General features: G+C 49.1%; 22 protein-coding genes. 9 read left to right on the top strand and 13 right to left on the bottom strand.

The genetic code is table 11. The features are described from left to right. Positions 1-23: 23 nt before the first annotated feature. The 4 genes from DUW71_RS13210 to DUW71_RS13195 all read right to left on the bottom strand — a co-directional run bounded on the left by DUW71_RS13210 (position 24) and on the right by DUW71_RS13195 (position 3,525). Positions 24-1,331, bottom strand: coding sequence for a family 20 glycosylhydrolase (locus DUW71_RS13210; RefSeq protein WP_119395731.1), 1,308 nt, complete (start codon positions 1,329-1,331; stop codon positions 24-26). A 26-nt stretch (positions 1,332-1,357) separates the two neighbouring features. Beyond that, positions 1,358-1,537, bottom strand: coding sequence for a hypothetical protein (locus DUW71_RS13205; RefSeq protein ID WP_119395730.1), 180 nt, complete (start codon positions 1,535-1,537; stop codon positions 1,358-1,360). A gap of 70 nt (positions 1,538-1,607) precedes the next feature. After that, positions 1,608-2,666 carry a histidinol-phosphate transaminase gene (gene hisC / locus DUW71_RS13200; RefSeq protein WP_119395729.1) on the bottom strand — a complete coding sequence of 353 codons (1,059 nt, stop codon included), beginning with the start codon at positions 2,664-2,666 and terminating at the stop codon, positions 1,608-1,610. Positions 2,667-2,991: 325 nt separating this feature from the next. After that, complete coding sequence (locus tag DUW71_RS13195; protein WP_199671225.1) at positions 2,992-3,525, bottom strand: lipocalin family protein; 534 nt, start codon at positions 3,523-3,525, stop codon at positions 2,992-2,994. 164 nt (positions 3,526-3,689) lie between these two features. On the opposite strand from DUW71_RS13195, the gene DUW71_RS13190 reads away from it, so the two are divergent. Beyond that, positions 3,690-3,914, top strand: a complete 225-nt coding sequence (locus DUW71_RS13190; protein WP_119395727.1) for a FeoA family protein — start codon at positions 3,690-3,692, stop codon at positions 3,912-3,914. Then, complete coding sequence (gene feoB, locus DUW71_RS13185) at positions 3,911-5,965, top strand: ferrous iron transport protein B (protein WP_158584088.1); 2,055 nt, start codon at positions 3,911-3,913, stop codon at positions 5,963-5,965. The genes DUW71_RS13190 and feoB overlap by 4 nt, the downstream gene beginning before the upstream one ends. Here the strand turns inward: feoB and DUW71_RS13180 are convergent. Together DUW71_RS13180 and DUW71_RS13175 are read right to left on the bottom strand one after the other, a co-directional pair. Beyond that, positions 5,962-7,785, bottom strand: coding sequence for a methyl-accepting chemotaxis protein (locus DUW71_RS13180; RefSeq protein ID WP_119395725.1), 1,824 nt, complete (start codon positions 7,783-7,785; stop codon positions 5,962-5,964). The genes feoB and DUW71_RS13180 overlap by 4 nt on opposite strands. 83 nt (positions 7,786-7,868) lie before the next feature. After that, positions 7,869-8,819, bottom strand: a complete 951-nt coding sequence (locus DUW71_RS13175) for a lactonase family protein (protein ID WP_158584086.1) — start codon at positions 8,817-8,819, stop codon at positions 7,869-7,871. 64 nt (positions 8,820-8,883) lie between these two features. Here DUW71_RS13175 and DUW71_RS13170 point away from each other — a divergent pair, with 64 nt between their 5' ends. Next, complete coding sequence (locus tag DUW71_RS13170) at positions 8,884-10,056, top strand: MFS transporter (protein ID WP_325048587.1); 1,173 nt, start codon at positions 8,884-8,886, stop codon at positions 10,054-10,056. On the opposite strand, the gene DUW71_RS13165 is transcribed toward DUW71_RS13170, so the two are convergent. From DUW71_RS13165 to DUW71_RS13150, 4 genes are all read right to left on the bottom strand, one after another. Then, positions 10,041-10,955 carry a hypothetical protein gene (locus DUW71_RS13165; protein WP_158584084.1) on the bottom strand — a complete coding sequence of 305 codons (915 nt, stop codon included), beginning with the start codon at positions 10,953-10,955 and terminating at the stop codon, positions 10,041-10,043. The two genes, DUW71_RS13170 and DUW71_RS13165, sit on opposite strands and share 16 nt — an antisense overlap. A 67-nt stretch (positions 10,956-11,022) precedes the next feature. Further along, positions 11,023-11,502: a hypothetical protein gene (locus tag DUW71_RS13160; RefSeq protein WP_119395721.1), complete on the bottom strand. Its 480-nt coding sequence runs from the start codon at positions 11,500-11,502 to the stop codon at positions 11,023-11,025. Between the two features lie 34 nt (positions 11,503-11,536). Then, the gene (locus tag DUW71_RS13155; RefSeq protein ID WP_119395720.1) at positions 11,537-14,095 is read right to left on the bottom strand and encodes a TRAP transporter permease; all 2,559 of its coding nucleotides are present in this window, start codon (positions 14,093-14,095) and stop codon (positions 11,537-11,539) included. A 107-nt stretch (positions 14,096-14,202) separates the two neighbouring features. Then, positions 14,203-15,159: a TAXI family TRAP transporter solute-binding subunit gene (locus DUW71_RS13150; protein ID WP_119395719.1), complete on the bottom strand. Its 957-nt coding sequence runs from the start codon at positions 15,157-15,159 to the stop codon at positions 14,203-14,205. 330 nt (positions 15,160-15,489) lie between these two features. On the opposite strand from DUW71_RS13150, the gene DUW71_RS13145 reads away from it, so the two are divergent. From DUW71_RS13145 to DUW71_RS13130, 4 genes are all read left to right on the top strand, one after another. Further along, entirely contained in the window at positions 15,490-15,987 is a 498-nt protein-coding gene (locus tag DUW71_RS13145) for a DUF2087 domain-containing protein (protein ID WP_158584082.1), read from the top strand. Between the two features lie 259 nt (positions 15,988-16,246). After that, positions 16,247-17,182 carry an ABC transporter ATP-binding protein gene (locus DUW71_RS13140; protein WP_119395717.1) on the top strand — a complete coding sequence of 312 codons (936 nt, stop codon included), beginning with the start codon at positions 16,247-16,249 and terminating at the stop codon, positions 17,180-17,182. Continuing rightward, the gene (locus DUW71_RS13135) at positions 17,179-17,940 is read left to right on the top strand and encodes an ABC transporter permease (RefSeq protein WP_119395716.1); all 762 of its coding nucleotides are present in this window, start codon (positions 17,179-17,181) and stop codon (positions 17,938-17,940) included. Before DUW71_RS13140 ends, DUW71_RS13135 begins: the two co-directional genes overlap by 4 nt. A 302-nt stretch (positions 17,941-18,242) precedes the next feature. Then, on the top strand, positions 18,243-19,499 hold the full coding sequence (locus DUW71_RS13130; protein WP_119395715.1) for an aminotransferase class I/II-fold pyridoxal phosphate-dependent enzyme: 1,257 nt from the start codon (positions 18,243-18,245) through the stop codon (positions 19,497-19,499). Positions 19,500-19,628: 129 nt separating this feature from the next. On the opposite strand, the gene DUW71_RS13125 is transcribed toward DUW71_RS13130, so the two are convergent. Next, on the bottom strand, positions 19,629-20,237 hold the full coding sequence (locus tag DUW71_RS13125) for a class I SAM-dependent methyltransferase (RefSeq protein WP_119395714.1): 609 nt from the start codon (positions 20,235-20,237) through the stop codon (positions 19,629-19,631). Positions 20,238-20,610: 373 nt separating this feature from the next. Beyond that, positions 20,611-20,877 (bottom strand): hypothetical protein, encoded by a 267-nt coding sequence (locus tag DUW71_RS17595; protein WP_158584080.1) that lies wholly within the window; start codon positions 20,875-20,877, stop codon positions 20,611-20,613. Here DUW71_RS17595 and DUW71_RS13120 point away from each other — a divergent pair. After that, on the top strand, positions 20,858-22,198 hold the full coding sequence (locus DUW71_RS13120; protein ID WP_158584078.1) for a M64 family metallopeptidase: 1,341 nt from the start codon (positions 20,858-20,860) through the stop codon (positions 22,196-22,198). The genes DUW71_RS17595 and DUW71_RS13120 overlap by 20 nt on opposite strands. Further along, the gene (locus DUW71_RS13115; protein WP_119395712.1) at positions 22,198-22,647 is read left to right on the top strand and encodes a hypothetical protein; all 450 of its coding nucleotides are present in this window, start codon (positions 22,198-22,200) and stop codon (positions 22,645-22,647) included. Before DUW71_RS13120 ends, DUW71_RS13115 begins: the two co-directional genes overlap by 1 nt. 55 nt (positions 22,648-22,702) lie before the next feature. On the opposite strand, the gene DUW71_RS13110 is transcribed toward DUW71_RS13115, so the two are convergent. Then, on the bottom strand, positions 22,703-23,740 hold the full coding sequence (locus tag DUW71_RS13110) for an aldo/keto reductase (protein ID WP_119395711.1): 1,038 nt from the start codon (positions 23,738-23,740) through the stop codon (positions 22,703-22,705). Between the last annotated feature and the right edge of the window lie 7 nt (positions 23,741-23,747).

Raw genomic sequence — 23,747 nt, 5'->3', positions numbered from 1 at the left:
TCTTGGCGAGTTGTTAAATCCTATCAGTTAGGTTTACGTTCATACAGCCAAGTTTGATAGTCATTAACATTCTGTGACCAATCCGGCGCTAGCTCACCGAACCAAGCCAGCCGTGACGCAACGATTAGCCTAGGCCACAAGCGGTCGTCAGCGATTTCATCAGATTCTAAAAATTCTCCCCACAAGGCTGCTTCTATGCCCCAACTATCATGTTGGCGAGGATCCATCTGGGCAACCTTTTCAATTGGTAACCCTGTTTGAGGATGACACCAGGTTACAACATTGCGTTCTTTAGGTGTTTCACCATGGTCAAAATATAGGTAATCGCATGGCGACTGGATCAACGCGAGTTGCTGTGCTTTTGCCAACTCAGGCCAGTGATCATCTCGCCACCACTGAACAACCACATTGTTTGGCAGCTCACCGCTGTTTAACACTTCGTGCCAACCAATCATCCAGCGGCCATTACCTGCTAGATAATCAGCGGACCAACGCATAAAGTCACCATAGCGCGGGCTTTCTACTTCATCGCCACCAATGTGTATCCAAGGTGATGGAAACACGCGCATTAGCTCATCGAGTACATCGGCGGCAAACTCAGTGCTAAGGTCCCACTTATCGGTTAAGCATAGTTTGGAGAACCCCACCTGCATGCCTTGATAATGGGTGGTGCGCGCGCCCTCACAAGCCAGCTCGGGGTAACTGACCAAAGCAGATAGTATATGCCCCGGCATATCTACCTCGGGCACAATCACCACGCCCAATGATTGGGCTTTCGCAACGAGCTGCCCTAAAAACTCGGTAGAATAATAACCACTGCCAGCCCCGCCTCTCACAGAGTTATCGCTGCCAACAGTAATTAAGTTAGGCCAACCAGGGATTGGAATGCGCCAGCCTTGATCGTCGGTGAGGTGCAGATGTAAACGATTCAGCCCTAGTGCTGCCATTTCATCGACTAGGTTCAGTAGCCAGGCTTCACTGCGTTTGTTACGCGCCACATCAATCATTAACCCGCGCCATGGGTAATAAGCAGTAGATTGATGCTGAACTAGCGGCTGATCAAAATGCCACTGCTGAGCAATATAGGATAACCCAGCAACCAATCCTTCCTTGCCGCCATAAGCAAGCACTTGCTCACTTGGCTTTACGGAAAATTGACTCGGCTGCCAGCTAGATTGATATTGAGTTTGCCATGCATCGCCCTGCTGAGCCCCAGCTGAAAGGTACTGATAATAATCCTGCTGCCAAGCATCTAACTGAGGGAATGATGGCAAAATACTAGCACTTGCAACAATGGGTAGAAGCAGTGCTAGTAGGATGGAGCGATTCATTGGCGCAGCCTCTTCACGGCTGCTTGCTACTGCTCTCCAGCAACCAGCTTTTGTTGGTAAAAATATGCTTGCTCGGCAAGCTCGGTCATGACTGTAGCTTGCGAATCATCATCGGTTGTTAAGCTAGCTCGCAAGGCAGTGCCATGAAGTTCGCGTAACAAAGTGAGCAGTTGGGTGTGGAGCAATGCATCGGCTTGCACTGACATGTTCAAAACCTCGTAATTGATGACCATGTCAGTACTCTAGCCGGATATTTAAATAAAGTAGCGAGCCATATCAATGAATGATCTGTTTCAGGGCGTTCACTAGTGCCTCACACTCTAGTTGTGAACCAATAGTGATGCGCAAATGTTCATTCAAGCGCGGCTTATTAAAATAGCGCACGATAATGCTCTGCTCGCGCAGGGCTTGCTGAACAGCTTCTGCATTGCCAGCTGGCGGGCGGGCAAAAACAAAGTTTGCATGCGATGGCAACACATTAAAGCCTAACGCTTCTAGCTCTGTGGTTAACCAGTCACGCGCCGCAATGACTTTTTGATTACATTCATCGTAATAAGCTTGGTCTTTGGTTGCAGCAATAGCCGCAGCTTGTGCCAGCATATCTAATGGATAGCTGTTGAAGCTGTCCTTCACACGCACCAAAGCTTCGATTAAATGCGCTTGCCCATAGGCGGCACCAATACGCATACCCGCCAAGCTTTTTGACTTGGAGAAAGTTTGCACAACTAATAAGTTAGGGTGCTTGGCAATAAGTGTTGTTGCCGACTCACCGCCAAAGTCGATGTAGGCCTCGTCGATTACCACGGCATAGTCAACATTCATTAAGCACAAGCGCTCAATTTCCGCGAGCGACAACAAAATACCTGTTGGCGCATTCGGGTTTGGCAAAATAACTGGGCCCTCATTGTTCGCCATAGCATCCACATCAATACGATAGTCTTGCTTTAGCGGCACCAGCTCGCTGGCGACGTTAAATAATCCACAATAAACAGGGTAAAAACTGTAAGAAATGTCTGGGAAGCGCAGCGGTTTATTTTGTTTCAATAACCCCTGAAACACATGCGCGAGCACTTCATCAGAACCATTGCCTACAAATACTTCCTCTGGGCGCAAGCCGTTAGCTTCTGCCAAAGCTTCACGCACCGCTAAGCTGGTTGGCTCTGGGTACAGTCTTAGGCGATGGTCACAATGAGCAGCGATTGCTTCTAACACCTTAGGCGATGGGCCATAAGGATTCTCGTTAGTGTTGAGTTTGATTAAATTCTGCGACTTTGGCTGCTCACCCGGAACATAGGGCTTTAACTCAGCAACCTGAGCACTCCAATATTTACTCATTGCAATCACCTTAATAGAAGGAGCCGGCAGTTTACCAGCCCTTCTAAACCTTGCCAAAGGGGCAATGCTATTAAATCGAGGTAACTTGGCGACTACAAAATTCGCTATTCGACACGGCGCCGCGAAGAGCCGTTGTAAACATCCCTGCGTGGGCTTCCAGCCAGTGCTTCCATGCACTGTCGTTCAAGCCTACAAACGTATCTCATACGTTTGTTGCTTACGCATCGGCTTTTACCCATGTAGCCTCGACACCCGCTCCCTGCGGGTGACGGTCTCATATCGAACATTGTAGTCACCTAGCGTTAGTAGCGATTGTTGCGAGGTATTAATCAATATTGCGGCTTTGGTCAATAAACAGCATTTGCTCACGATCAAATCCATTCGCCTCGGCTATGGCGACCAATCGCTCTACTCGCGCTTCAGATGGCTGAGGTTCCCGCGTTAATAGCCAGAAGTAATCACGGTCGGATGCGGTCACCAGGGCGTACTCATAGCCATCATCTAGCTCAAACACGTTGTAGGCGCTGTAGAATGGGCCAAAAAACGACACTTTTAGGGCGCCAACATCTGAGTCGCCAACAAAATAAGCCTTGCCTTCAATATCGTCCCAACGCTCTTTTTTTGTATTCCAGCCACGGTTTAATACCCGCACGCCGCCATCCTCGCGCTCTAAATAAGTAGCGGTTACGGCTTCCAGATTGCGCTCAAAGCGGTTGTCGTAGCGAGCAATCTCGTACCAAGTACCCAAATAGCGCTCTTTATCAAAGTTACTTACCGGCGTTATTCCCTCTGGAATGCTCACACAGCCACTCAGCCAAAAGGCACTTACTACTGCAATGAAACTCATTAATCTTCGCATGGTTTTTCCTCCTTTATTAATGCTTACTACGCGCTCAGTGATAAGTAGATGGCAACTTGCAGTGATTGACTAGCTTGAATGGCGCTTTATTGAGCTAGGTCAGAATGCTGAATCGTGATGGGAATTATTATCATTACGTAATAATCGTCTCTTGGTAGCCTGCAATGAACACGTCGCAACTTCAACCTGGTCAGCAAGTCATACTGCGCCAGTATCACCAGTCTAATTCCTACAGCCAACAGCTCACAGCCATTGGGTTAACCCCAGGAACTTTGGTGCAGGTGGTTCGCCGGGCGCCGTTGGGAGATCCGATAGAAATTCAGTTTCGAGGCATCAACTTAGCGCTTCGCCAGAGTGAATGCCAGGGTATCGATTGGGAGCAAGCATGAACTATTACCTCACTGGCGCGCCAAATTGCGGCAAAACAACGCTTTTTAATCGCCTAACGGGCAAACACCAGCGCGAAGGCAATTGGTCGGGGGTTACCGTTGAGCTTTGTCAGGGCGATTTCGCCGGCCATCAAATTACCGACATTCCTGGGCTCTATGATCTCTACCCACCTGCATCGGTGGGGATAGATATTCAAACGGCTGCGGCAGCACTCAAACGGGCACCCGCCATCATCAATGTTATTAACGCCACGCAGCTAAGTCGCTCACTATTGTTAACCCAGCAGCTGATTGCCACGGGTCGGCCAGTGATTGTAGTGCTAAACATGATGGATAAAGCGCGGGCGCGCGGCATTCATATTGACTTAGATGTGTTAAGCGACGAACTTGGCGCCCCTGTGGTGGCGCTTTCTGCCAAAACTGGCGAAGGCATCGCTCAGCTTGAAGCACTGCTCGATTCACCCCCACAAGGCCAAGTAATCAATGTGACCAATCAGTGCCAAGAGGGCTTGGTGCGCAAAAGTGATGAGATTGCTCAGCTTGCCACCAAGGCAGTGGGTCGAGCGGGTAAGAGCGCCCAAATAGACCAAATTCTGCTGCACCCATGGCTAGCCTACCCGTTCTTTCTACTCGCTATGTATGCGATGTTTTTCTTTGCCGTGCATTTTGCCAGCGCTTTTATTGATTTCTTCGACATTATGGCAGGCTTGATCTTTGTTGATGGCATATCAGCCATTGGCTCGTTCATTGGCCTGCCTGCGGCGTTGTCTGGTTCATTAGCCAACGGCATAGGAGGAGGCATACAAACGGTTGCAACCTTTATTCCTGTGTTGTTTTTCTTGTACTTATTTTTGGGGGTATTAGAAGACAGTGGTTACATGGCGCGCGTGGCGTTTGTTATGGACCGCCTGTTATCGCGACTTGGGCTATCGGGCAGCGCCTTTGTTCCCTTATTAATGGGTTTTGGCTGTAACGTACCAGCGATTTCGGCGACTAGAACACTGCCGAACAAACGTGATCGATTGATTACCATGATGATGGCGCCATTTATTTCTTGTGGTGCACGCTTACCAGTTTATGCGCTATTTGCCACTGCGTTTTTCCCACAAAACGGCCAAAACGCGGTATTTGCCTTGTACCTGTTGGGCATACTCGTGTCGGTTGTGACGGCCGTGCTGCTAAACAGAAACTTAAACCAAGCCGCCAGACAGCCATTTATTCTGGAACTACCGGCTTATCATTTCCCGAGTTTGCGCTCGTTGTGGCGCACGACTTGGCGGCGCTTAAAACAATTTATCTGGCGAGCCGGCAAGGTGATTGTACCCATGGTATTGGTGATTAATACGCTGGCTGGATTTAATCATCAAGGTCAGTGGCACCCAGAGCAACCTGAGCAAAGCCTGCTTGCCAATGTCGGCAAAATCATTGCCCCTGCCTTTCAGCCTATTGGCATTGAAGCGAGTAACTGGCCTGCCGCGGTAGGGTTATTCACTGGTGTATTAGCCAAAGAAGCGGTAGTAGGCACATTAGATACACTCTACAGCCCTACCACAACTGAAGAAGCCGCCGAGGCGCCTTTCGTACAAGTTCGACAGGCGGTTGCATCGATTAGGGACAACTTGTTCGGCTTAACGGGGGCATTGGCCGACCCACTGGGTATTTCGATTGGCGCAGTAGACAATCAAGCAACTGCGGCAACCGAACAAGGGGTGCAACTGGATACGCTAGGCCGCTTAACTGTTGCTTTTAGTGGTGTGTCGGCCGCTTTCTCTTACCTAGCGTTTATTCTTCTATACACACCATGTAGCGCTACCATTGCCGCCATTTATCGCGAGGCAGGAAGGCGCTGGACCATTATTGCCGTTTGCTGGACCACAGGCGTGGCTTATTTAGTGGCAATGACCATCTATCAAGCTAGTCAGCTGTTTAGCCAAGCACTTGTCAGCGGCGGGCTAATTATTGTTGGCTGGCTGGTAGCCGCCGCCTGTTTTAAGTTACTAGCAAAGTATATGGTGGTCGAAGAACAGATCCCTCTGCGCCAACTAGATTAATTCGCTTCCAAGGTTTTGAGCGTGTGGCCTATTTGCTCGACGACTTGCGCAAGCACCTTGGTCGCCTCGTCACTCTCTTGGGTTTTTGCTTGCACGCGCTGAGCTGCTTCTAGTAGCTCAGCAACATGCTTATCAACTTCTGATGCAGCGGCACTTTGCTGTTCAACAGCTGTGGCTACCTGTAAGTTCATCATACTCACTTCGGCCATAGCTTGGGTCATTTCTCTAATTAACAACAACGCGCCTTCCGATTCTTGCACACCTTCTTTGCCACGATTGCTCGACAACTCAACGGTGCGTACCACTTCATGAATTACCTTTTCGAAGTGTTGCAGAGTACCCCGCACATGCTCGGTGCTCTCAGACGTTTTACTCGACAAACTCCTCACTTCATCTGCTACCACGGCAAACCCGCGCCCTGCTTCGCCGGCCCGGGCTGCCTCGATTGCTGCGTTAAGCGCTAGCAAGTTGGTTTGCTCGGCCACTTGCTCAATGGCATCTAATACCTTGCTAGTATCTTGGTTTGCTTCTTTTAGCTGATTAATCGCAGACACCGCTGAGTTTAAGTCGGCTTGCAGTTGCCCAATAGAATCTTGTGCCATGCTTGATTTTTGGGTGGTGAAGGTAAGTCGGTCATTCACACTTCCGACAAGTTCCGAGGTTTTGCCCGCTAACTCAGCCACCTCTTTAAATGAAGTATTGAGCTCATGCACCGCTGTAGCCGATTGATTAAGTTGATCGTGCTCACTCTGCGTGGTGTTCGATACATCTTGCGCGGCTGATGAAATACGCGCTGCCACCGCTTCAATTTCTTGGGCTGCATTACGAAAATTAGCAAACGCGGCATCTAACTTGTTATGTAAGGTTGTTAATGCCTGCTGCAAAAAGGCCAGCTCGTTTTTGCCTTGTGTTACATCTAACGCTGGGTCGTTCGCTAGGTTTGCCGCTGTTTTCATTAACGCCAGCACACTTTTACGGATGGTCTGTGAGATCCATACCGTTAGCGCGACGGCGACTATGGCAATCACAAAGATACTGACAACAATCATAACGATTAATGTGGCGCGAGCCGAGGCAATGCTTTGTTCAATAGCCGCCTGCTTATCAAAGACCTCTTGCTCAAAGCCTGCGGCGGCTGTGCGCAACTCGCCACGCAAGCCACTCTCTTCGTTTAAGCCTTTTTCTTGCTCGGCTACAACCAGTTGTTCAAACTGCTGCTGGTAGCTGTCTACCAATGGCAGTAAGGCCGGGTCTAACTGACGCAAATTAACCCGGAAGGTTTCTATATCGCGTCGAAAACGATCGAGGTACTTCATACCTAGGCGCAACATAAAGTCTTTTTCATGGCGGCGAAGCATTAACATGTCGGCGCGCAGCTCGGGCTCGTTGGATAAATTACTTTCTACTTCCTGAATGGCTGCACGCAAGCCACCGTAGAGGCCATCGGTAGGTGTTAACCCAATTTCTACCTGGCGATTGGCTAGGTTGTTAAATAATGATTGGTACTGACTAAGCAGTGCTCGGCTGGTATTGGTATCGGCAATGCCAAAAGACTCGATGCGGTCAATGGTAAGGGCAGTTTTGTCTACCTGTTGATTAAAGCGCTCGACGTACTGAGTATCGAGCCGCGCTAAAAAGTCTTTTTCAGCGCGGCGCAGCTGTAGCAGATCTGCTTCTAGGGTAAGCGCTTGCGATTCAGCTTCGGCAAGCGTCGATAAGCGATTTACCGAAAACAGTGCCAGTGCAATTGCTAAGCTGAAACCTAGAATTACGGCCACAATAATAATGTTATGTCGCGTTTTGATGGGCAAGTTATCCATTGCGCCCTCCTTCGCAAAGGTATGGTTATTTGTTAACCATAGCGAAGATTTTCGAGAGGCAATTTAACTTTTTGTAACGCTTATCATTTAACTGCAACAACCACGGTAGGGGCCGGAACAGTTAATGTGCTTAACAGCGCACCTACTTCACCGGTTTCAGACTTGCGTTCAAATAATGCTAAGCGGTCCGAGAGCTGGTTAGCAACTAGCACATATTGCTGGGTAACTAAAAAGTGACGCGGAAATTTGCCTGCCGTTGCAACGGTGGCAACACGTTTGAGTCGGCCATTCATTAACACGAGCTGTAACAATTGATCACTGCCACGAATCGACAGGTAAATATGACCATCTACAACACTAACTTCCGCAGGGTAATCCTGCAAAGGCGTGCCAACTTTAATGTTATCCACTAACGTGAGTTTGCGGTCTAGCCACAAGTAAAGCGACAAGCTAGCCGAGAGCTCATTGGTGACCAACAAATGTTGAGGGTCTAGCCATGCCATGTGCCGAGGACCATCACCTGCTTTGGTCGCAAAACGCTTTTCCAGTACCAACTTTTCAGGCGACAACATCAAAATTTCATCGGTGCCCAAATCAGCCGCCAGCAACCACTGGTGGTCGGGTGTTAGTATGGTGCTATGTACATGCGAGCTTGCTTGGCGCTCATGGTGTTTACCCTGGCCACGCTGTTGAAATACCGCCTGCAGGTTTAGGCGCTCTACATCCCAACGCATGATATTGCCACCACCGTAGTGGCTGATATACAAATCCTTCCCTTGAACTAACAAATGACACGGCGCCGACCCTAGTGAGTTGCGCTTAAACAATACTTGATGAGTAATGGCATCTAATTTCCAGATTTCACCATTGTCGGGGAACTGTTCGTTCACCAGCAGCAGCTCACTGCCAGCTTGAGCAATAAAACTCGGGTTTACCGCCGCAACAGAGCGCTTGATCACTAGTTTTTCATCTTCGATGGCAACCAGACTGAGCGGATGATCTTCACCATAGCCGCCAACCCAAAACTTAGTCATTTTATTGTCCTTTTTGCATTGCATGGCTTTATACTGCTGCCCGCTAAGTATACCGGAGTCGGCTATGTATAACCGCAACATTGTTACCATTTTAGTGGCACAACCCTTGGTATTGGTCATTGCCCCCATGCTTGTACTAATTGGCGGATTAATGGGGCTGTATTATGCACCGTCGCCAAGCTGGGCGACCCTACCCGTTGCCTGCATGGTAATAGGCACCGCATTGGCGGCGAGCCCTGCAGCATTCGTTTATAACAAGCTTGGCCGTAAGCTGGGGGCACTAATTGGTGCTGCAATTGCCCTGTCCGGTGCCCTGTTGGGTGCGCTCGCCACCATCATCGAAAGTTTTGCTTTGTTGTGCCTTGCTACAGGTATCTCTGGTGCTGCCATTGCTTTTGGCCAGCAATTGCGTTTTGCCGCCGTTGAGGCACTAGACGATAAAAACAATGCGCCTAAAGTGCTGAGTGCTTTATTACTTGCTAGTTTAGTCAGTGCTTTTGTTGGCCCAGAAATCGGTGCGCGGGGCGAAATGCTGTTCGACACTCGCTACCTAGGGTCTTTTTTATTACTTGCCATAATTATTATTTTGGCGGGCAGTTTGCTGCTAGGACTAAATATTCCAAAGCAGTCGGCTCAGTCAACCACACAGGCGCGAGTAAAGCGCAGCACATTACTAAAAAACCCAGACATCATATTAGCCATCGCTTCTTCGGCGATTGGCTTTGCCGTGATGACATTTTTAATGACCGCCACACCGCTGAGTATGCAATATGGCTGCAACCATAGCGGCACCGATACCAAGTGGGTTATTCAAAGCCATATTGTGGCAATGTTTTTACCTAGTTTGATTACCCCCAAGTTAATCGCACGCTTTGGTATTCACAAGGTAATGATGGCAGGGGTGCTCGCTTACATTCTTGTGCTTGTGGTGGCGCTGTCTGGGCAGGAGGTGATTCACTTTTGGTGGGCGCTAGTATTATTGGGTTTAGGCTGGAACTTCTTATTTTTGGCTGGTAATTCTCTACTGGCTCAAAGCTATACGCCAGAGCAAGCTAACACCGCACAAGGGCTCAACGACACCATAGTATTTGGTGTGCAGGCAATTGCCTCGCTGTCGGCTGGGGTTATCTATGGTGGGTTAGGCTGGCAGGCCGTCATCTGGTTAAGTTTACCCGCCACATTAACGCTATTGGTAGTGCTCGTGTGGCGCCAACGCACCACTTATTTGAGCCACTGAGCCTTGTCGGGTGCAGGGCAGTCAAATACAGGCGCGAGCAGTGCCTCGATAGGCTGCTCATACACCTTTATAAAGGCGCCAGCTCCAGCATCTGACCAGTTTGCTAGATTGACAAACTGCTTAAACGGCGGGTAATCAGCGAGCAAGGTTTGCACCAGTGCGCGCGCAAGGTGGTAACTTAATCCGCAATGTTCGTCGTCGTCAGCAAAAAAGCTGCGACCCTGCCAGAACTGTTGTGCTTTGGTGGGTGTCCAGAATGCTTGGTGCTGGCCAATGGCGTCATCGTTTAAGTAAAAGGGTGCCGACCCACACAGGTGATCTTCCATGTAATCGGCCAAACCTTCGTCTAACCACACTGGCAAGGCAAGGTGTGTAAGACACGCATGAGTCAGCTCATGAGCAATGGTAGAGGCTAAGTCGGCCAGAGGGTGAGCACGCAGCACAAGCTGACCGTAGCCATCGTTGACAAACACGCCATCATCACAGGTCATTGGCAGGCTGCTTTGCTGGTAGAAATAACCAAGGTAGCGCTGAAAATGATCATTGTCGTGCAACAGAATCACTAGATGCTTGCCATAGCCCTCAGGCGAGGTAATGCCTGGTAGGTGGTGCAAAATAGTTTGATAGCTCGATTCAAGAAACGCATGCAGCGCATCGCGGTCAGCATAGTTTGCCGGCGCAAACACTAGGAACTCTTTACTTTCGCTTTGTTGATAGGCTGTTTTACAGCCATCGGCTAGCCAGCTAAGCCAGGTTTTAGCGATTTGATGCCAAGCGTCATGCTTTTGTGCTTCGCTCAAGCCTTGCTCAACTGGGTCACTCATGGCTGTCCAGTTAGGGCGTTTAAAGCCAAAGTGTTGCGTAAAATATGGTGCCAACCAAGACTCGCTAAAATGCATATTGCCTACCCAAAAAATGAGGCTGGCAACATTACGGTAATGGGCTAAAACCTGCAAGTAATGGTGCTTAACTCATGGCCGGGGTTTCTGGCAAGCCTAACTGTTTCACCCGCACACCACCAAATAGACGCACAGCCCAGTAGTAAGGATAGCGTAACTGAAAATCACCCAGCATTTGCAAGAACAGCCGATCGACCTGATATTTGCTTACTGGAATGCTATCAAGGTACTGGTACAAAGCATCATGAACCATCGAAGCATAATAGGTGTAGGGCTTCATGGTGCGATAGTTCACATGCCCGTCTGGCGTGCCGAGCACCCATAGGTTCAACACGCTAAATTTAGGTGAGCAGCCGTCCCAAGCATAACCAGTGTCGTTGGCTTTCACTGTCACAACCCCCTCACAGCTAATATGCAACCATTTAGAGTCGAAGGGCTGGCTAAGCTGCCAGCCTGTGTTGTGGTATTGATAATCCTTGTCGATTTTAAACTTGTAAGGGTAGTTCCCTTTGCGTTGTTTCGACCTAGGTTCTGGCCAGTGTTCCATGCTTACCCTTAACGATTTCCATCTATCAATACCATTAACTTACCATGCCAAGTTTACGTTGGCGTTGCAGCCAGTACACACCGAACAGCAAGATTAACGCTGGGATCCAGGCAAGCTCTTTTGGCGGCGTTTGCAACTGCTTCTCTACCGACACCAGGCGTTGGTCAAACTGCACGCCAGCGCGTTCGGCTGGAGAGGAGAAGCCTACGATATCAACCAGCAACTCACCATCTACTTCGTAGAAGGTTAACCCAAGTTCATCTAACTTTGCTTGCGCGCCCGCAGCCTCTGGTACTTTAAACTGCGCCACATAGTTGACTGGGTCGCCATAAATATCTTCACCATCGAACCACAAACGCAAGGTATCGCCGGGCGCCTTTTGCTCGATAACCTGCTCAAGCTGAGATGACGGAAGCTGCTCGGTCGGTGGATAGATACGATCCATCCAGAAACCGGGGCGGAATAACGTGAAGGCGATTAATAACAACAACACCGACTCATACCAGCGTGACTTGGTAAACCAATAGTTCATGGTGGCCGCCGAGAACAACAACATCGCAATGGTGGCAGTGACAAAGACAATCACCCCTTTCCACCAAGGCACGTCAATCAGCAGTAAGTCAGTATTAAAAATAAATAAAAACGGTAGCAAGGCGGTGCGCAAAGAGTAGAAAAACGCTGTTACACCCGTTTTTATTGGTTTGCCTTTCGACACCGCCGCCGCGGCAAAGCTAGCTAAGCCAACCGGTGGGGTCACATCGGCCATAATGCCGAAGTAGAATACAAACAAGTGCACCGCTACCAAAGGCACAATGAGGCCTGCCTGCTCACCTAGCGTGAGCACAACCGGCACCATTAAGGCCGACACCACAATATAGTTGGCAGTGGTTGGCAGCCCCATACCAAGAATCAGGCTCAGCAACGCCGTAAGTAGCAGCATTAGCAGCAAGTTGCCCATCGACAACACTTCCACCACATCGGCTAACACCAAACCAATGCCCGTTTGCGATACTGCCCCAACAATGATGCCAGCAGTCGCGGTGGCAATGCCAATACCGACCATGTTCCGTGCGCCACTAATTAGACCAGCGGTTAAATCAGCAAGGCCGCGTTTAACCATGCCTTCGGTGCTTTCATTGGCAAGCTTGCTAATAAGCCAAGGTTGTGTTGCGACGATAAAGATCATCAACACACTGGCCCAAAACGCCGACAATCCTGGGCTGAAGCGCTCAATCATCAAACACCAAACTAATACCACAACAGGCAACAGGTATTGCAACCCTGCCAATACGGTTGGGCGAATGCGCGGCAACTCATCCATTGCGTCTTCTGGGTCTAAGCTTGGTTGCGTACTAGCCACACGCACAAGCCCAACATAAACCGCTACTAACAATAGCGAGATAACTAACAGTGCCCAGCCGCCCAACAAGGGTTTTAACCAACCCAGGCCATAATAGGTCACCGCACCGATCGCCATGACCAGCAGTAAACCAGTAAGGAAGGAAATAAGTTTTTGCACAATTGGCTTTGGTGGCTCAACTCGCTGCAACCCTTGCATGCCAGCTTTAAGTGCTTCTAGGTGCACTAAGTAGATCAGCGCAATATATGAAATTAGGGCCGGTAAGAAGGCATGCTTGATCACTTCAACATAAGAAATACCGACGTACTCAACCATCAAGAACGCGGCGGCCCCCATCACTGGTGGCATTAGCTGGCCATTGACCGAGCTCGACACTTCTACCGCGCCTGCTTTTTCTGGGGTAAACCCTACGCGCTTCATTAATGGAATGGTAAAGGTGCCCGTGGTGACTACGTTAGCGATAGAAGACCCTGAAATAAGGCCAGTTAGGCCAGACGACACCACAGCCGCTTTCGCCGGACCACCGCGCATATGGCCAAGTGAGGCAAAAGCCACACGAATAAACCAGTTACCGGCACCGGCTTTGTCGAGTAAAGCGCCAAATAATACAAACAGGAATACAAAACTAGTGGAAACACCGAGGGCAACACCAAATACACCCGACGACGTTAGCCATTGGTGGTTAATTAAGCCAGATAAACTCACGCCACCGTGCGAGATCATGTCTGGCATGTAAGGACCAGCCAAGCTGTAGAGCAAAAATAGTGAGGCAATAATAACCAGTGGTGGCCCTAGTGTTCGGCGTGCCGCTTCCAAGAGCAACAAGATACCCAGTACACCCACTACGATGTCGGCAGTAGTCGGAAGGTTTGGTCGAAGGGCAAGGTCTTCATAAAAAACGAACAAATAACTCGCACAGCCTGCCGCTATTAGGGCAAGAATCCAATCATAAATTGGAATACTGTTTTGCGGGCTTTTGGCACGTAGTGGATAGGCCAAAAAGGCTAAAAACATTGCAAAGGTTAGGTGAATTGAGCGCGCTTCGGCCTCGTTAAATACCCCAAACTTCAGCATAAAGGGCAGCGGTGAAACAATCCATAATTGAAAAAGCGACCACACGGCGGCGGTGACTAAAATTAATTTGCCCGACGGGCCCAGCGGAATACGACCACCAGTATCCTTGGCAATGAGCGCATCAATATCAGCCGAGCGCGATTGTGCGTGATTAGCCATTGGTAATTCCTCGAGGAATGATTAGTTAGGGCGCAGCGTTAACACGTAGCGTGAGAGATCAAAGCGCTAACAGGGTGTTAGCGCTTTTTAAAAGACCTAAGCTTGGATTACATCCAACCTTGCTCTCGATAGTACTTCACCGCACCTGGGTGTAGCTCCATAGACAAACCGTCTTGGATCATTGCCTCTGGGTTTAGGTTAGCAAACGCCGGGTGCAGGCGCTTAAAGCGGTCGAAGTTCTCGAACACCGAGCTCACGACTTTATAGGCGACATCTTCAGACATTTCTGGACCCGCAACGAACGTTGCCAATGACCCAAAAGTAACAGTGTCTTCATCATTACCGCGGTACATCCCGCCCGGAATTATAACCTCAGCATAAAAGCTGTTGTCGGCAATTAGTTTTTCTATTGCTGGGCCATCAACATTTACCAAACGGGCATCGGTTGTTGTGGTCGCTTCTTGAATGCTGCCATTTGGATGGCCAACAGTATAAGCAATTGCGTCAACCTTGTTGTCCGACAGTGCCGCCGCCATTTCTTGCGCTTGCAGCTCAAGTGTGACGCCAAAATCATCGACTGATTTGCCTTTGGCATTTAGAACAGTCTCCATGGTATCGCGTTGACCTGAACCAGGGTTGCCAATGTTCACACGCTTGCCATACATATCATCAAAATTGCGAATATCGGCATCGGCACGCGCAAGAATGGTAAATGGCTCTGGGTACAATGAGAACAATGCTTTTAATTCGGTATTGGCGGATTCAAATGGTGCTGCACCCGTCAAAGCTTTGTACTGTACATCTGATTGTACAACGCCCATATCGTACTCTCCGCCGATCATGCCATTAACGTTGGCAATAGAGCCACCCGTTGATGGTGCGTTGCAACGCAGGTCTTGATGATCGCGGTTAACAAAGCGGCAAACACTCTGACCAACTTGGTAATACACACCAGTTTGACCACCCGTGCCAACGGTTAGGAAGGTTTGTTCATTTGCCATCGCTGATGGTGCCGTAACGCCCACGACACTTGCCATAGCTAGGCTTGCAAGTAGCTTCTTCATTGGTATCTCCTTCTCGAGATTGTTGTTGTCGTCAGCACAGATGTGCTGGCCGCACCGTCACTGGTACGTTTATAAATTACCAATCGGATTAAAAACCCTTAGCCCTGAAAATAAACTAAAGTGTTTTCGCTTGGCAACCCTTGAAGCCTAGACTTGCTTTTTAGAAAGGTTCTGTTACTTTTTTGTGCAAGGTCTGCAGTTCACCTAGGCATCGCCAATTCGCTAAACCTGCTTATTCAATTTGTATTTGTTTTGGCCAAGCCAGAATGCACGAGCAACAAGGGCGATCATTGCACACAGCCATGCTGTGCGTGCGTTATGGAGATAGCCATGAGCAAACAGAACACTTCCCTTCTTATTGAAGATTTATCACAAGCGGCAAAGTATCTCGCCAACCACTGGCCGGATGAAAAACCTTCGCATGTACAAATATTAAACTTGCTCGCCAAAGCCGCTGGAAAACAGAACTTCCAACACGCCAAAGCGCAACAACCAAATATTGCAGAACCTGTTAGCAAGGCCACCAGCCGCCAGCTGCGCCAATACCATGGCAATGGCAAACCGAATAGATGGCCGACAAAACGCAGTGATCAACTGGCGATGATGTGGATGATTTATCTGCAGCTGCCAAAATTCACTGACATTGACGAAAAACAGGTCAACGAGCACATCAAAGCTGCCATACAGTTTTCTGACTACGTTCTAGTGCGCCGAGAACTGGTAAGCGCAGGTCTGCTTGGCCGAACCAATGACGGTAGACAGTATTGGTTGATAGAAGCACCACTGCCGAGTGCGTATCACGAGTTAGCCAAGGCACTGTCCTCCTAGTCAATGTCATGCCCGAATTCACGCACCGTCATGCCCGAATTCACCCACCGTCATGCCCGAGGTGGGTTAATCGGGCATCCAGCCACAAAACTAGACGCCCGCTAAAACACTGCGGGCGTGGCTACGCTGGTGGAGAGCTACATTGGCGTAGAAAAAACCACAATAAATTTGCAAAACGTACATTCGGACATATAACTGCTAGATACTAAAAATGACCAAGCACGACCGTCAAAACCCATCACATCACTAGGAGCACGCCATGACCGACATTATTTCGGTACAAGGCCTTGAGAAAACCTACGAAAATGGCTTTAGCGCCCTGAAAAATATCGACCTGACCATCAAACAAGGCGAAATTTTTGCACTACTTGGCCCCAACGGAGCGGGCAAAACAACACTCATCTCAACGATTTGTGGGCTCGTTAACCCAACCAAAGGCACGGTCAAAGCGGGGGATTTCGACATTATTAGCCAATACAAAGCCGCCCGCGGGTTAATTGGCTTAGTACCACAAGAGCTCACCACAGATGCCTTCGAAACCGTGTGGGCAACCGTTAGTTTTAGCCGCGGACTATTTGGTAAAAAGCCAAATAAAGCGCTCATTGAGCAAATTTTAAAAGACTTGTCGCTGTGGGATAAACGCAACAATCAGCTGCGCCAACTCTCTGGTGGCATGAAGCGGCGAGTGATGATTGCCAAGGCGCTCTCACACGAGCCACAAATTCTCTTTCTCGACGAACCGACCGCTGGCGTAGATGTAGAACTGCGCCGCGACATGTGGGCGCTAGTGCGTAAGCTGCGCGATAATGGCGTTACCATTATTCTTACCACCCACTATATTGAAGAAGCCGAAGAAATGGCCGACCGCATTGGGGTGATTAACGGTGGTGAGATTATTCTAGTTGATGACAAAGATGCTTTGATGAAGCGCCTTGGCCGTAAAACGCTAACGATCTCTTTATACAAAGCCATCGAAGACTTGCCTATCAGCCTTGCCGACTACCCGCTACAACTGAGCGACGACGGCTTAACCGTTAGTTATGAGTTCGACGCCCAGCAAGAGCACAATGGCATTTCGCACATTATTGCCAACTTGCAAGCAGAAGGTATTGAGTTTACCGATATTCAAACGCAAGAAAGCTCACTTGAAGATATTTTCGTCAACCTGGTTCACCAAAAGGACGATGCCGCATGAATGTTCATTCTATCGCTGCTATTTATCAATTTGAGATGTTTCGCATGTGGCGCACCAAGCTGCAGAGCATTTTAACGCCCGTCATCTCAACATCTTTATACTTTGTAGTGTTTGGCTCAGCCATTGGTTCACGCATGGAAGATGTAGGAGGCGTAAGCTACGGTGCCTTTATTGTGCCGGGCTTGATTATGCTCACCCTGCTTACCCAAAGTATCTCGAATGCCTCATTTGGCATCTATTTCCCGAAATTTTCTGGCACCATTTATGAAGTGCTATCAGCGCCGATTTCCTATGTTGAAATCGTCATTGGCTATGTAGGCGCAGCGGCGACCAAGTCGATTATTTTGGGTCTGATCATTCTGGCCACGTCTACCCTATTCGTCGACTTCCAGATTCAGCACCCATTTTGGATGCTGGGATTCTTGGTGCTGACCGCCGTTACCTTTAGCTTTTTAGGCTTTGTGATCGGCATTTGGGCCGACGGTTTTGAAAAGCTGCAAATCGTGCCATTAATGGTCGTCACCCCATTGGTGTTTCTGGGCGGCACCTTTTATTCGATTAGCATGCTGCCTTCATTTTGGCAGGGCGTTACCCTAGCCAACCCAGTGGTCTACTTGGTTAGTGGCTTTCGCTGGAGTTTTTATGGCTCGTCTGACGTTAACATCTGGATTAGCCTTGGTATGACGCTTGGTTTCCTTGCGCTATTTATTGGCATGACGGCGTGGATCTTTAAAACTGGCTATAAGTTAAAGCCATAAAATGATGCTTGCAGAGCAGCCAGGTGCTGCTCTTCAAAATCGCACTAAAAGCATAACACCGCCAATACAAAAACATAGCCAACTCATATAGCGTGTCAATGAACTAACTTAAACGGTTACCAGCCTGGAGAAGCACATGTCAAAAGCATCCAAACCCAGTCCGCCAAAGCAAAGTGACCCTTGCTCAAAAACCAGCAATTAAAAACCGGAGAGCTAATTTAATTTGCAACCACGTCTCGTTTGACCTTTACCCTACTCAAGGTAAGCTTGCTGCAACGATTACGGATAAAGCAAAGAGTTGAATGATGGACGTAACCCCGCAGCAAATGATGCAACAAACCTTGATTGCTCTGACCGAGCAGTACCAAGCCCTTCCCGCTTTGAATATCGACCTAACCCGTGGCAAACCATGCAGCGAGCAACTAGCACTATCAAATTCGCTGGATAGCATGATCGCCGGTAATTATTCATCACAAGATGGCGTCGACACGCGCAATTACGGTGGCATCGATGGTTTGCCAGAGGCCAAAGCGCTGGGGCAGTGGCTGTTAGACGCGCCAATCGACAATATTTTAGTAGGTGGTAACTCTAGCCTTACCCTGATGTCGCAAGCCATGTTAATTGCCTACCAATTCGGCTTAGGTGGCGAGCCATGGCAAAACGCCAAGTTTATTTGCCCAGCACCCGGTTACGACCGCCACTTTGCCCTCTGCGAATTATTCGGCATCAAAATGATTCCGGTGGCAATGAATGACGACGGCCCGGATATGGATGCTGTAGAAGCGTTAATTGGCGAAGACCGCAGCATCAAAGGCATCTGGTGCGTACCTAAATACTCTAACCCAACTGGCGCTGTGTATAGCGATGAGGTGGTTGAGCGCATCGCTAAGCTTGGCCAAAAAGCCGGTGCTGAGTTTAAGGTGTTCTGGGACAACGCCTATTCGGTGCATGATTTAGCCGAGCCAGCTGCGCTCAGTTCACTGTGGCAACAGGCAGAAGCGCATGGCACACTCGACAATATTGTCATGTTTGCCTCAACGTCAAAAATCACCCATGCCGGTTCTGGCTTGGCATTTTTGGCAACCAGCGAGCGCAACTTGGCGGATATCAAACGCTTCTTAGGGTTTATCACAATTGGCCCAGACAAGGTGAATCAAATTCGCCATAGCCGCTTGTTAAACAGCCCAGAAGCCCTAACACGCCACATGCAAGCACACGCCGACATCTTGCGACCTAAGTTTGAAAAAGTGGTAGAAGTGCTCGACCGCATGCTTTCTGGTAAAGGTGTGGCCAAGTGGTCAAACGCTAACGGTGGCTATTTTATTTCGGTGGATACCGCGCCTGGGCTCGCTAGCCGTACCGTCGCATTAGCAGGCCAAGCAGGCGTTAAATTCACCCCTGCCGGTGCAACCTTCCCATATGGCAAAGACCCACAAGACAGCAACATCCGCATCGCGCCAAGCATGGCGAGTGTCGACGACGTTGAACAAGCCATGTCCGTCTTCTGCTTGTGCCTAAAAATGGCCGCCTTAGAACAAGGCCTAGCGAAGTTTAACTAGCAGGCTTTTTTTGAGCCTACTAACCAGAACACCCACCAATGTTGTGCAAGGGTAGATAAATTGGTGGGTGTTCATGCAATAGGTGAAAAAATAGTGCACTTTCTAAATTAGCTCTACAACAAGCTGGCCCTACTTCCTGGCAACAATAAAAACCGCATCGTTTGGTTGCCACACTTCTTCTAACACGAAGCCTTGTTTGGTAAGTGTATCTTCAAGATTTTGCCGGCTAAATACATTGATTTGTGGAAGCAATCCAATGGCTGCACCTAATGGTGCGATATGTTTTAACGCCTTCATAGAGTCGGCAATGCAGGTAGTACTGCTAACAAAGTAGCCACCTGGCTTGAGGGTTTGATAAACCCGCCCGATGACCTCGTCGCGCTCTTCTAATAGATGCAAAATGCTCAGCCCCAGCACAACATCATAGTGCGCATCTGGTGGTGAGAAGGATTGCAAAGTTGCCTGCACAAAGCGCACATTCTCCACCCCTGCCTCGGCTTTTTTCTGCTGGCAAAAATCAATCATCTTGGCGGAAAAGTCTAACGCATCAATGTGCGCAACATGCTTGGCGTGTTGAACGGCTGTTGTGCCCGTGCCACAGCCAAACTCTAGAACGTTACTTGTTGGGGTAAACAACGCTTGGGTTTTGCGAAGCTTGGCTTGATAGACTTCCTCGCTCGGTACGGGTGTGCGCTCGTACTTCTTTGCCAAACGGTTCCAAAATGCATCAGCGGCCATCTTTGTGTCCCTCTTACTAGTTGCCAGTTACTTGACTGTAGTGCATCAACAAAAATGGGAGCTGAATAAGCAACTAAAAACAGCACGGGTGACTGATTCGACGTTCTTATAGCATTGCAAAAAAATGGCCGTAGAAATTAACCTAAATTGTCAGCAAATAACGCTTTTTGGCAAACAACGTTATGAGTTGGTATAACACTGTTCCAAACTGTGTGGCAAAGCACATTTGTACGCAGTTCGATACTTTTAGGAACAGATTCGAACAGCGCTAGCTTCTACTCTTCGCCTCGTAAATTTTCGAGGAACAACCATGCTCAGACCGTTAACCCTGCTAGCGTCTGCAATGCTGCTAACTGCATGCCAGCCGGTTACTTTAACCATCCGACAGTGCAGCGCTGCCTACTTCAACACCAGCAACCAACACGCCAACTCCAAGTGTGACGGTTACTGCTACGATAACGTCGCCAACTAGTTTACCAAGTGCATCGGTGACCGTTTTGCCAACTGCTGCGCCGACTTTGCCGCCTACTGCCGTTCCAACTAGTGCACCAACGACAATACCTACTACTGCACCTACCAGCGCGCCAATTTCGGCTACGCCAACGAGTACACCAACGGTAGTGGCAACCGCAACTTCCACTCCTACGGTTAGCCCAATCGCTAATATCGCACCTGCAATCGCCTTAAGTGAAGTTCGCCGAGAAGTATCGCCAGGAGAAATCATCAACCTGACAGCCTATGCGGGAGATGTAGACGGGCAGATTAGCAACTTAGTTTGGCAACAAAGCAGAGGTAGCCAGGTAGCATATTCTCAGCAGGATGGCCGATTAGCACTAGAAGTACCGAATACTGTACTAAATCAAACACTAGAGTTTAGCGTAACAGCTACCGACAACCAGGGTGGTGAAAGCACCAAGACTGTCAGCTTAAAAGTGCTCGCTAACCCTTCCGAGATCTTTAACTTAATCAAGGGAAGAACCGATGGCAAAGGGGTAGATCTTGTGATTACCGGCGACGGTTTTACTGCCGCGCAACAGAATGACATAACCAAACTAGCAACCGCATATGCTGACTACTTACGCACCCAGCCGGATGCTGGCGCCCACCACGAATTCTGGAACTTTATAGCGGTGGATGCGGTGTCTAAACAAAGTGGTGCCGATAACGGCAGTATGGGCGGCAGTCGCGATACCCTGTTCGATGCAACTTACAACTGTAACGGCATGGACCGCCTGTTATGTGTTGCAAGTGGCAGAGTAACTCAGTATCTAACCACGCATGCACCACAGGTAGACCAAAAGCTTGTGGTTGTGAACGACACCAAGTACGGTGGTGCTGGCTACACTAGTGCCAATCTAGGTACGTACTCTCGTGCATCCTCGGCATTGCCATTAGCACTGCATGAAATGGCCCATAGTTTTGCCGATTTATCTGATGAATACGACTACGGAAACTGCCGAACCTACTCAGAGCCAAACGCTGTAAATGCCACAACGAACAGCAACCGTAACACGGTGAAATGGCACCATTGGTTGGATGACCCAAGCATCGATTTATATGAAGGTGGTCGCTATTGCACAACAGGTGTGTGGCGCCCATCAAGAGCAAGTTTTATGAGGGTATTGGGTGCAAACTTTGACGCCGTAAACGCTGAGCAATGGGCTATTAGCACCTATATGGTAGCGGGCACGCATTATGCGAAATACCCTGAAACACCTGTGGTCGAACCCGGTGCACAAACATTCTCGGTTTCTACTTTTGCAGATAGCTCAGTACAACAAGTTAGCTGGTATGTGAACGGGGTAGCCACTGAAGCTAACTCTGATTCCGACGGTCGAGCGCTCACTCGCTTAGTAGTGCCGGGTGCTCGGGTAGAAGCCAAGATAAAAGACGTGACCGGTAAAATTCGCCGCGATACAGCTGGCTATAGCACAGACACCATCGTTTGGGAGGTTCGATAATGAAAAAATGGTTACTTACTTGCGCCTGCCTGATGCTCAGCCAAATAGCGTTGGGTAAAACATTAGTGCTTAGCATTGCTTATGAAAGCGGCCTGCACGAACTTCGAAGTGCAACAGTCCTTGAGCGCACCTACCCACCAACAGTCAATGAAATAGAAAAGGACGGTGGCGTACGGTTTATACTGCTCAATGGCGACCAAGAAATCGTTTATAAAGGCACAATAGACCCGCCAGGGATACTGCTAAAAGACCATTTAGTCGCGCAGGAACACGAGCTAGCTAAAACCGGAATACAACAAGAAAATACTGTTTATGTGGTGCGTGTTCCTTACCTAGAAGAGATGGTCGACTTACAACTGCTTAGTGTACAAGTTGGCATTGAGGAGCGCGCTAGCGCCGCGTCACTCGGACAATTCGACTTACGCAGCTATCTAAGCGAAGTACATTAAACCGATCCGTGTAAGATGCCGGCGACCCATTTATAGGGTCGCCAGATCCAAACATTTAAAACACCATAGGATACTGGCGGCGGATGGTTTCTATACCGGTGAGCACATCCTCTGTTAACTCAAGGTCTATGGAATCTATGTTGCTGCGCAGTTGTTGCATGCTGGTGGCGCCAATTAGATTTGAAGTAACGAACGGGCGGCTATTTACAAACGCTAGCGCCATTTGTGTTACGTCTAAGCCATGTGCTTGTGCCAAGTTTATGTAAGCTTGAATAGCCGCGTCTGTGTTGGCATTGCTGCGAAAATCATGGCGGGTATCTAGGGTTAAACGAGCACCCTTTGGCTTAGCACCGTTTAGGTATTTGCCACTCAACATGCCTCGACACAAGGGTGACCAAGCTAGTAAGCCACAGTCTTCTGCAACGGCTATTTCGGCTAAGTCGGGCTCAAAATGGCGGCACAGCAGCGAGTATTCATTTTGAATGCTGGCAATACGAGGCAGAGCCTCACGCTCGCCAATGCTCAGCCATTGCTGCAGGCCCCATGCGGTCTCGTTGCTTAGCCCAATATGGCGAATTTTACCGTCGTTGATAAGCTGCTCGAAACATTGCAAAACCGCTAGAAAGTTGGCCTTTTCTGCTTGCGCGTCAAAGTTAGGTGCGAACTGCCATACCTTGCCAAAATGGTATGAACCGCGGTTTGGCCAATGCAACTGGTAAAGATCGATATAATCAGTTTGCAGTCGTTTTAAGCTACCCTCCACGGCCTGCACCACGGTATCTGGTGTGATTGCACTGCCGCCGCGCACCCATTCAAGGCTGGGGCCAGTCATTTTGCTAGCGAGTATTACTTGCTCGCGCTTGCCACGCTTGGCAAACCAGTTGCCAATTATTTCTTCGGTGTTGCCAAAGCGCTCAGCAGTTGGCGGAATAGAATACATTTCGGCGGTATCAAAGAAGTTAATGCCGCGCTCTAGGGCATAGTCCATCTGCTCAAAGCCTTCGGCTTGAGTATTTTGAAAGCCCCAAGTCATGGTGCCCAAGCCAATAACACTAACGTTTAACCCAGTACGTCCTAGAGGTCGGTATTGCATAACATTC

The organism is Salinibius halmophilus (genome assembly GCF_003577475.1).
In the GTDB taxonomy this organism is placed as follows: domain Bacteria; phylum Pseudomonadota; class Gammaproteobacteria; order Pseudomonadales; family Natronospirillaceae; genus Salinibius; species Salinibius halmophilus.
Note: the sequence above shows the minus strand (reverse complement) of the source record. Positions and strands in the feature narration are given on the sequence as shown.

Bases quoted from the DNA above. Each gene is read 5' to 3' on its own strand.
- DUW71_RS13125 (WP_119395714.1), bottom strand. From the start codon at position 20,237: ATGGCCGCTGATGCATTTTGGAACCGTTTGGCAAAGAAGTACGAGCGC.
- DUW71_RS13210 (WP_119395731.1), bottom strand. From the start codon at position 1,331: ATGAATCGCTCCATCCTACTAGCACTGCTTCTACCCATTGTTGCAAGT.
- DUW71_RS13175 (WP_158584086.1), bottom strand. From the start codon at position 8,819: ATGACTAAGTTTTGGGTTGGCGGCTATGGTGAAGATCATCCGCTCAGT.
- hisC (WP_119395729.1), bottom strand. From the start codon at position 2,666: ATGAGTAAATATTGGAGTGCTCAGGTTGCTGAGTTAAAGCCCTATGTT.
- DUW71_RS13135 (WP_119395716.1), top strand. From the start codon at position 17,179: ATGAATGTTCATTCTATCGCTGCTATTTATCAATTTGAGATGTTTCGC.
- DUW71_RS13130 (WP_119395715.1), top strand. From the start codon at position 18,243: ATGATGGACGTAACCCCGCAGCAAATGATGCAACAAACCTTGATTGCT.
- DUW71_RS13145 (WP_158584082.1), top strand. From the start codon at position 15,490: ATGAGCAAACAGAACACTTCCCTTCTTATTGAAGATTTATCACAAGCG.
- DUW71_RS13110 (WP_119395711.1), bottom strand. From the start codon at position 23,740: ATGCAATACCGACCTCTAGGACGTACTGGGTTAAACGTTAGTGTTATT.
- DUW71_RS13170 (WP_325048587.1), top strand. From the start codon at position 8,884: ATGTATAACCGCAACATTGTTACCATTTTAGTGGCACAACCCTTGGTA.
- feoB (WP_158584088.1), top strand. From the start codon at position 3,911: ATGAACTATTACCTCACTGGCGCGCCAAATTGCGGCAAAACAACGCTT.
- DUW71_RS13160 (WP_119395721.1), bottom strand. From the start codon at position 11,502: ATGGAACACTGGCCAGAACCTAGGTCGAAACAACGCAAAGGGAACTAC.
- DUW71_RS13180 (WP_119395725.1), bottom strand. From the start codon at position 7,785: ATGGATAACTTGCCCATCAAAACGCGACATAACATTATTATTGTGGCC.
- DUW71_RS13140 (WP_119395717.1), top strand. From the start codon at position 16,247: ATGACCGACATTATTTCGGTACAAGGCCTTGAGAAAACCTACGAAAAT.
- DUW71_RS13205 (WP_119395730.1), bottom strand. From the start codon at position 1,537: ATGTCAGTGCAAGCCGATGCATTGCTCCACACCCAACTGCTCACTTTG.
- DUW71_RS13155 (WP_119395720.1), bottom strand. From the start codon at position 14,095: ATGGCTAATCACGCACAATCGCGCTCGGCTGATATTGATGCGCTCATT.
- DUW71_RS13195 (WP_199671225.1), bottom strand. From the start codon at position 3,525: ATGCGAAGATTAATGAGTTTCATTGCAGTAGTAAGTGCCTTTTGGCTG.
- DUW71_RS13190 (WP_119395727.1), top strand. From the start codon at position 3,690: ATGAACACGTCGCAACTTCAACCTGGTCAGCAAGTCATACTGCGCCAG.
- DUW71_RS13115 (WP_119395712.1), top strand. From the start codon at position 22,198: ATGAAAAAATGGTTACTTACTTGCGCCTGCCTGATGCTCAGCCAAATA.
- DUW71_RS13150 (WP_119395719.1), bottom strand. From the start codon at position 15,159: ATGAAGAAGCTACTTGCAAGCCTAGCTATGGCAAGTGTCGTGGGCGTT.
- DUW71_RS13165 (WP_158584084.1), bottom strand. From the start codon at position 10,955: ATGCATTTTAGCGAGTCTTGGTTGGCACCATATTTTACGCAACACTTT.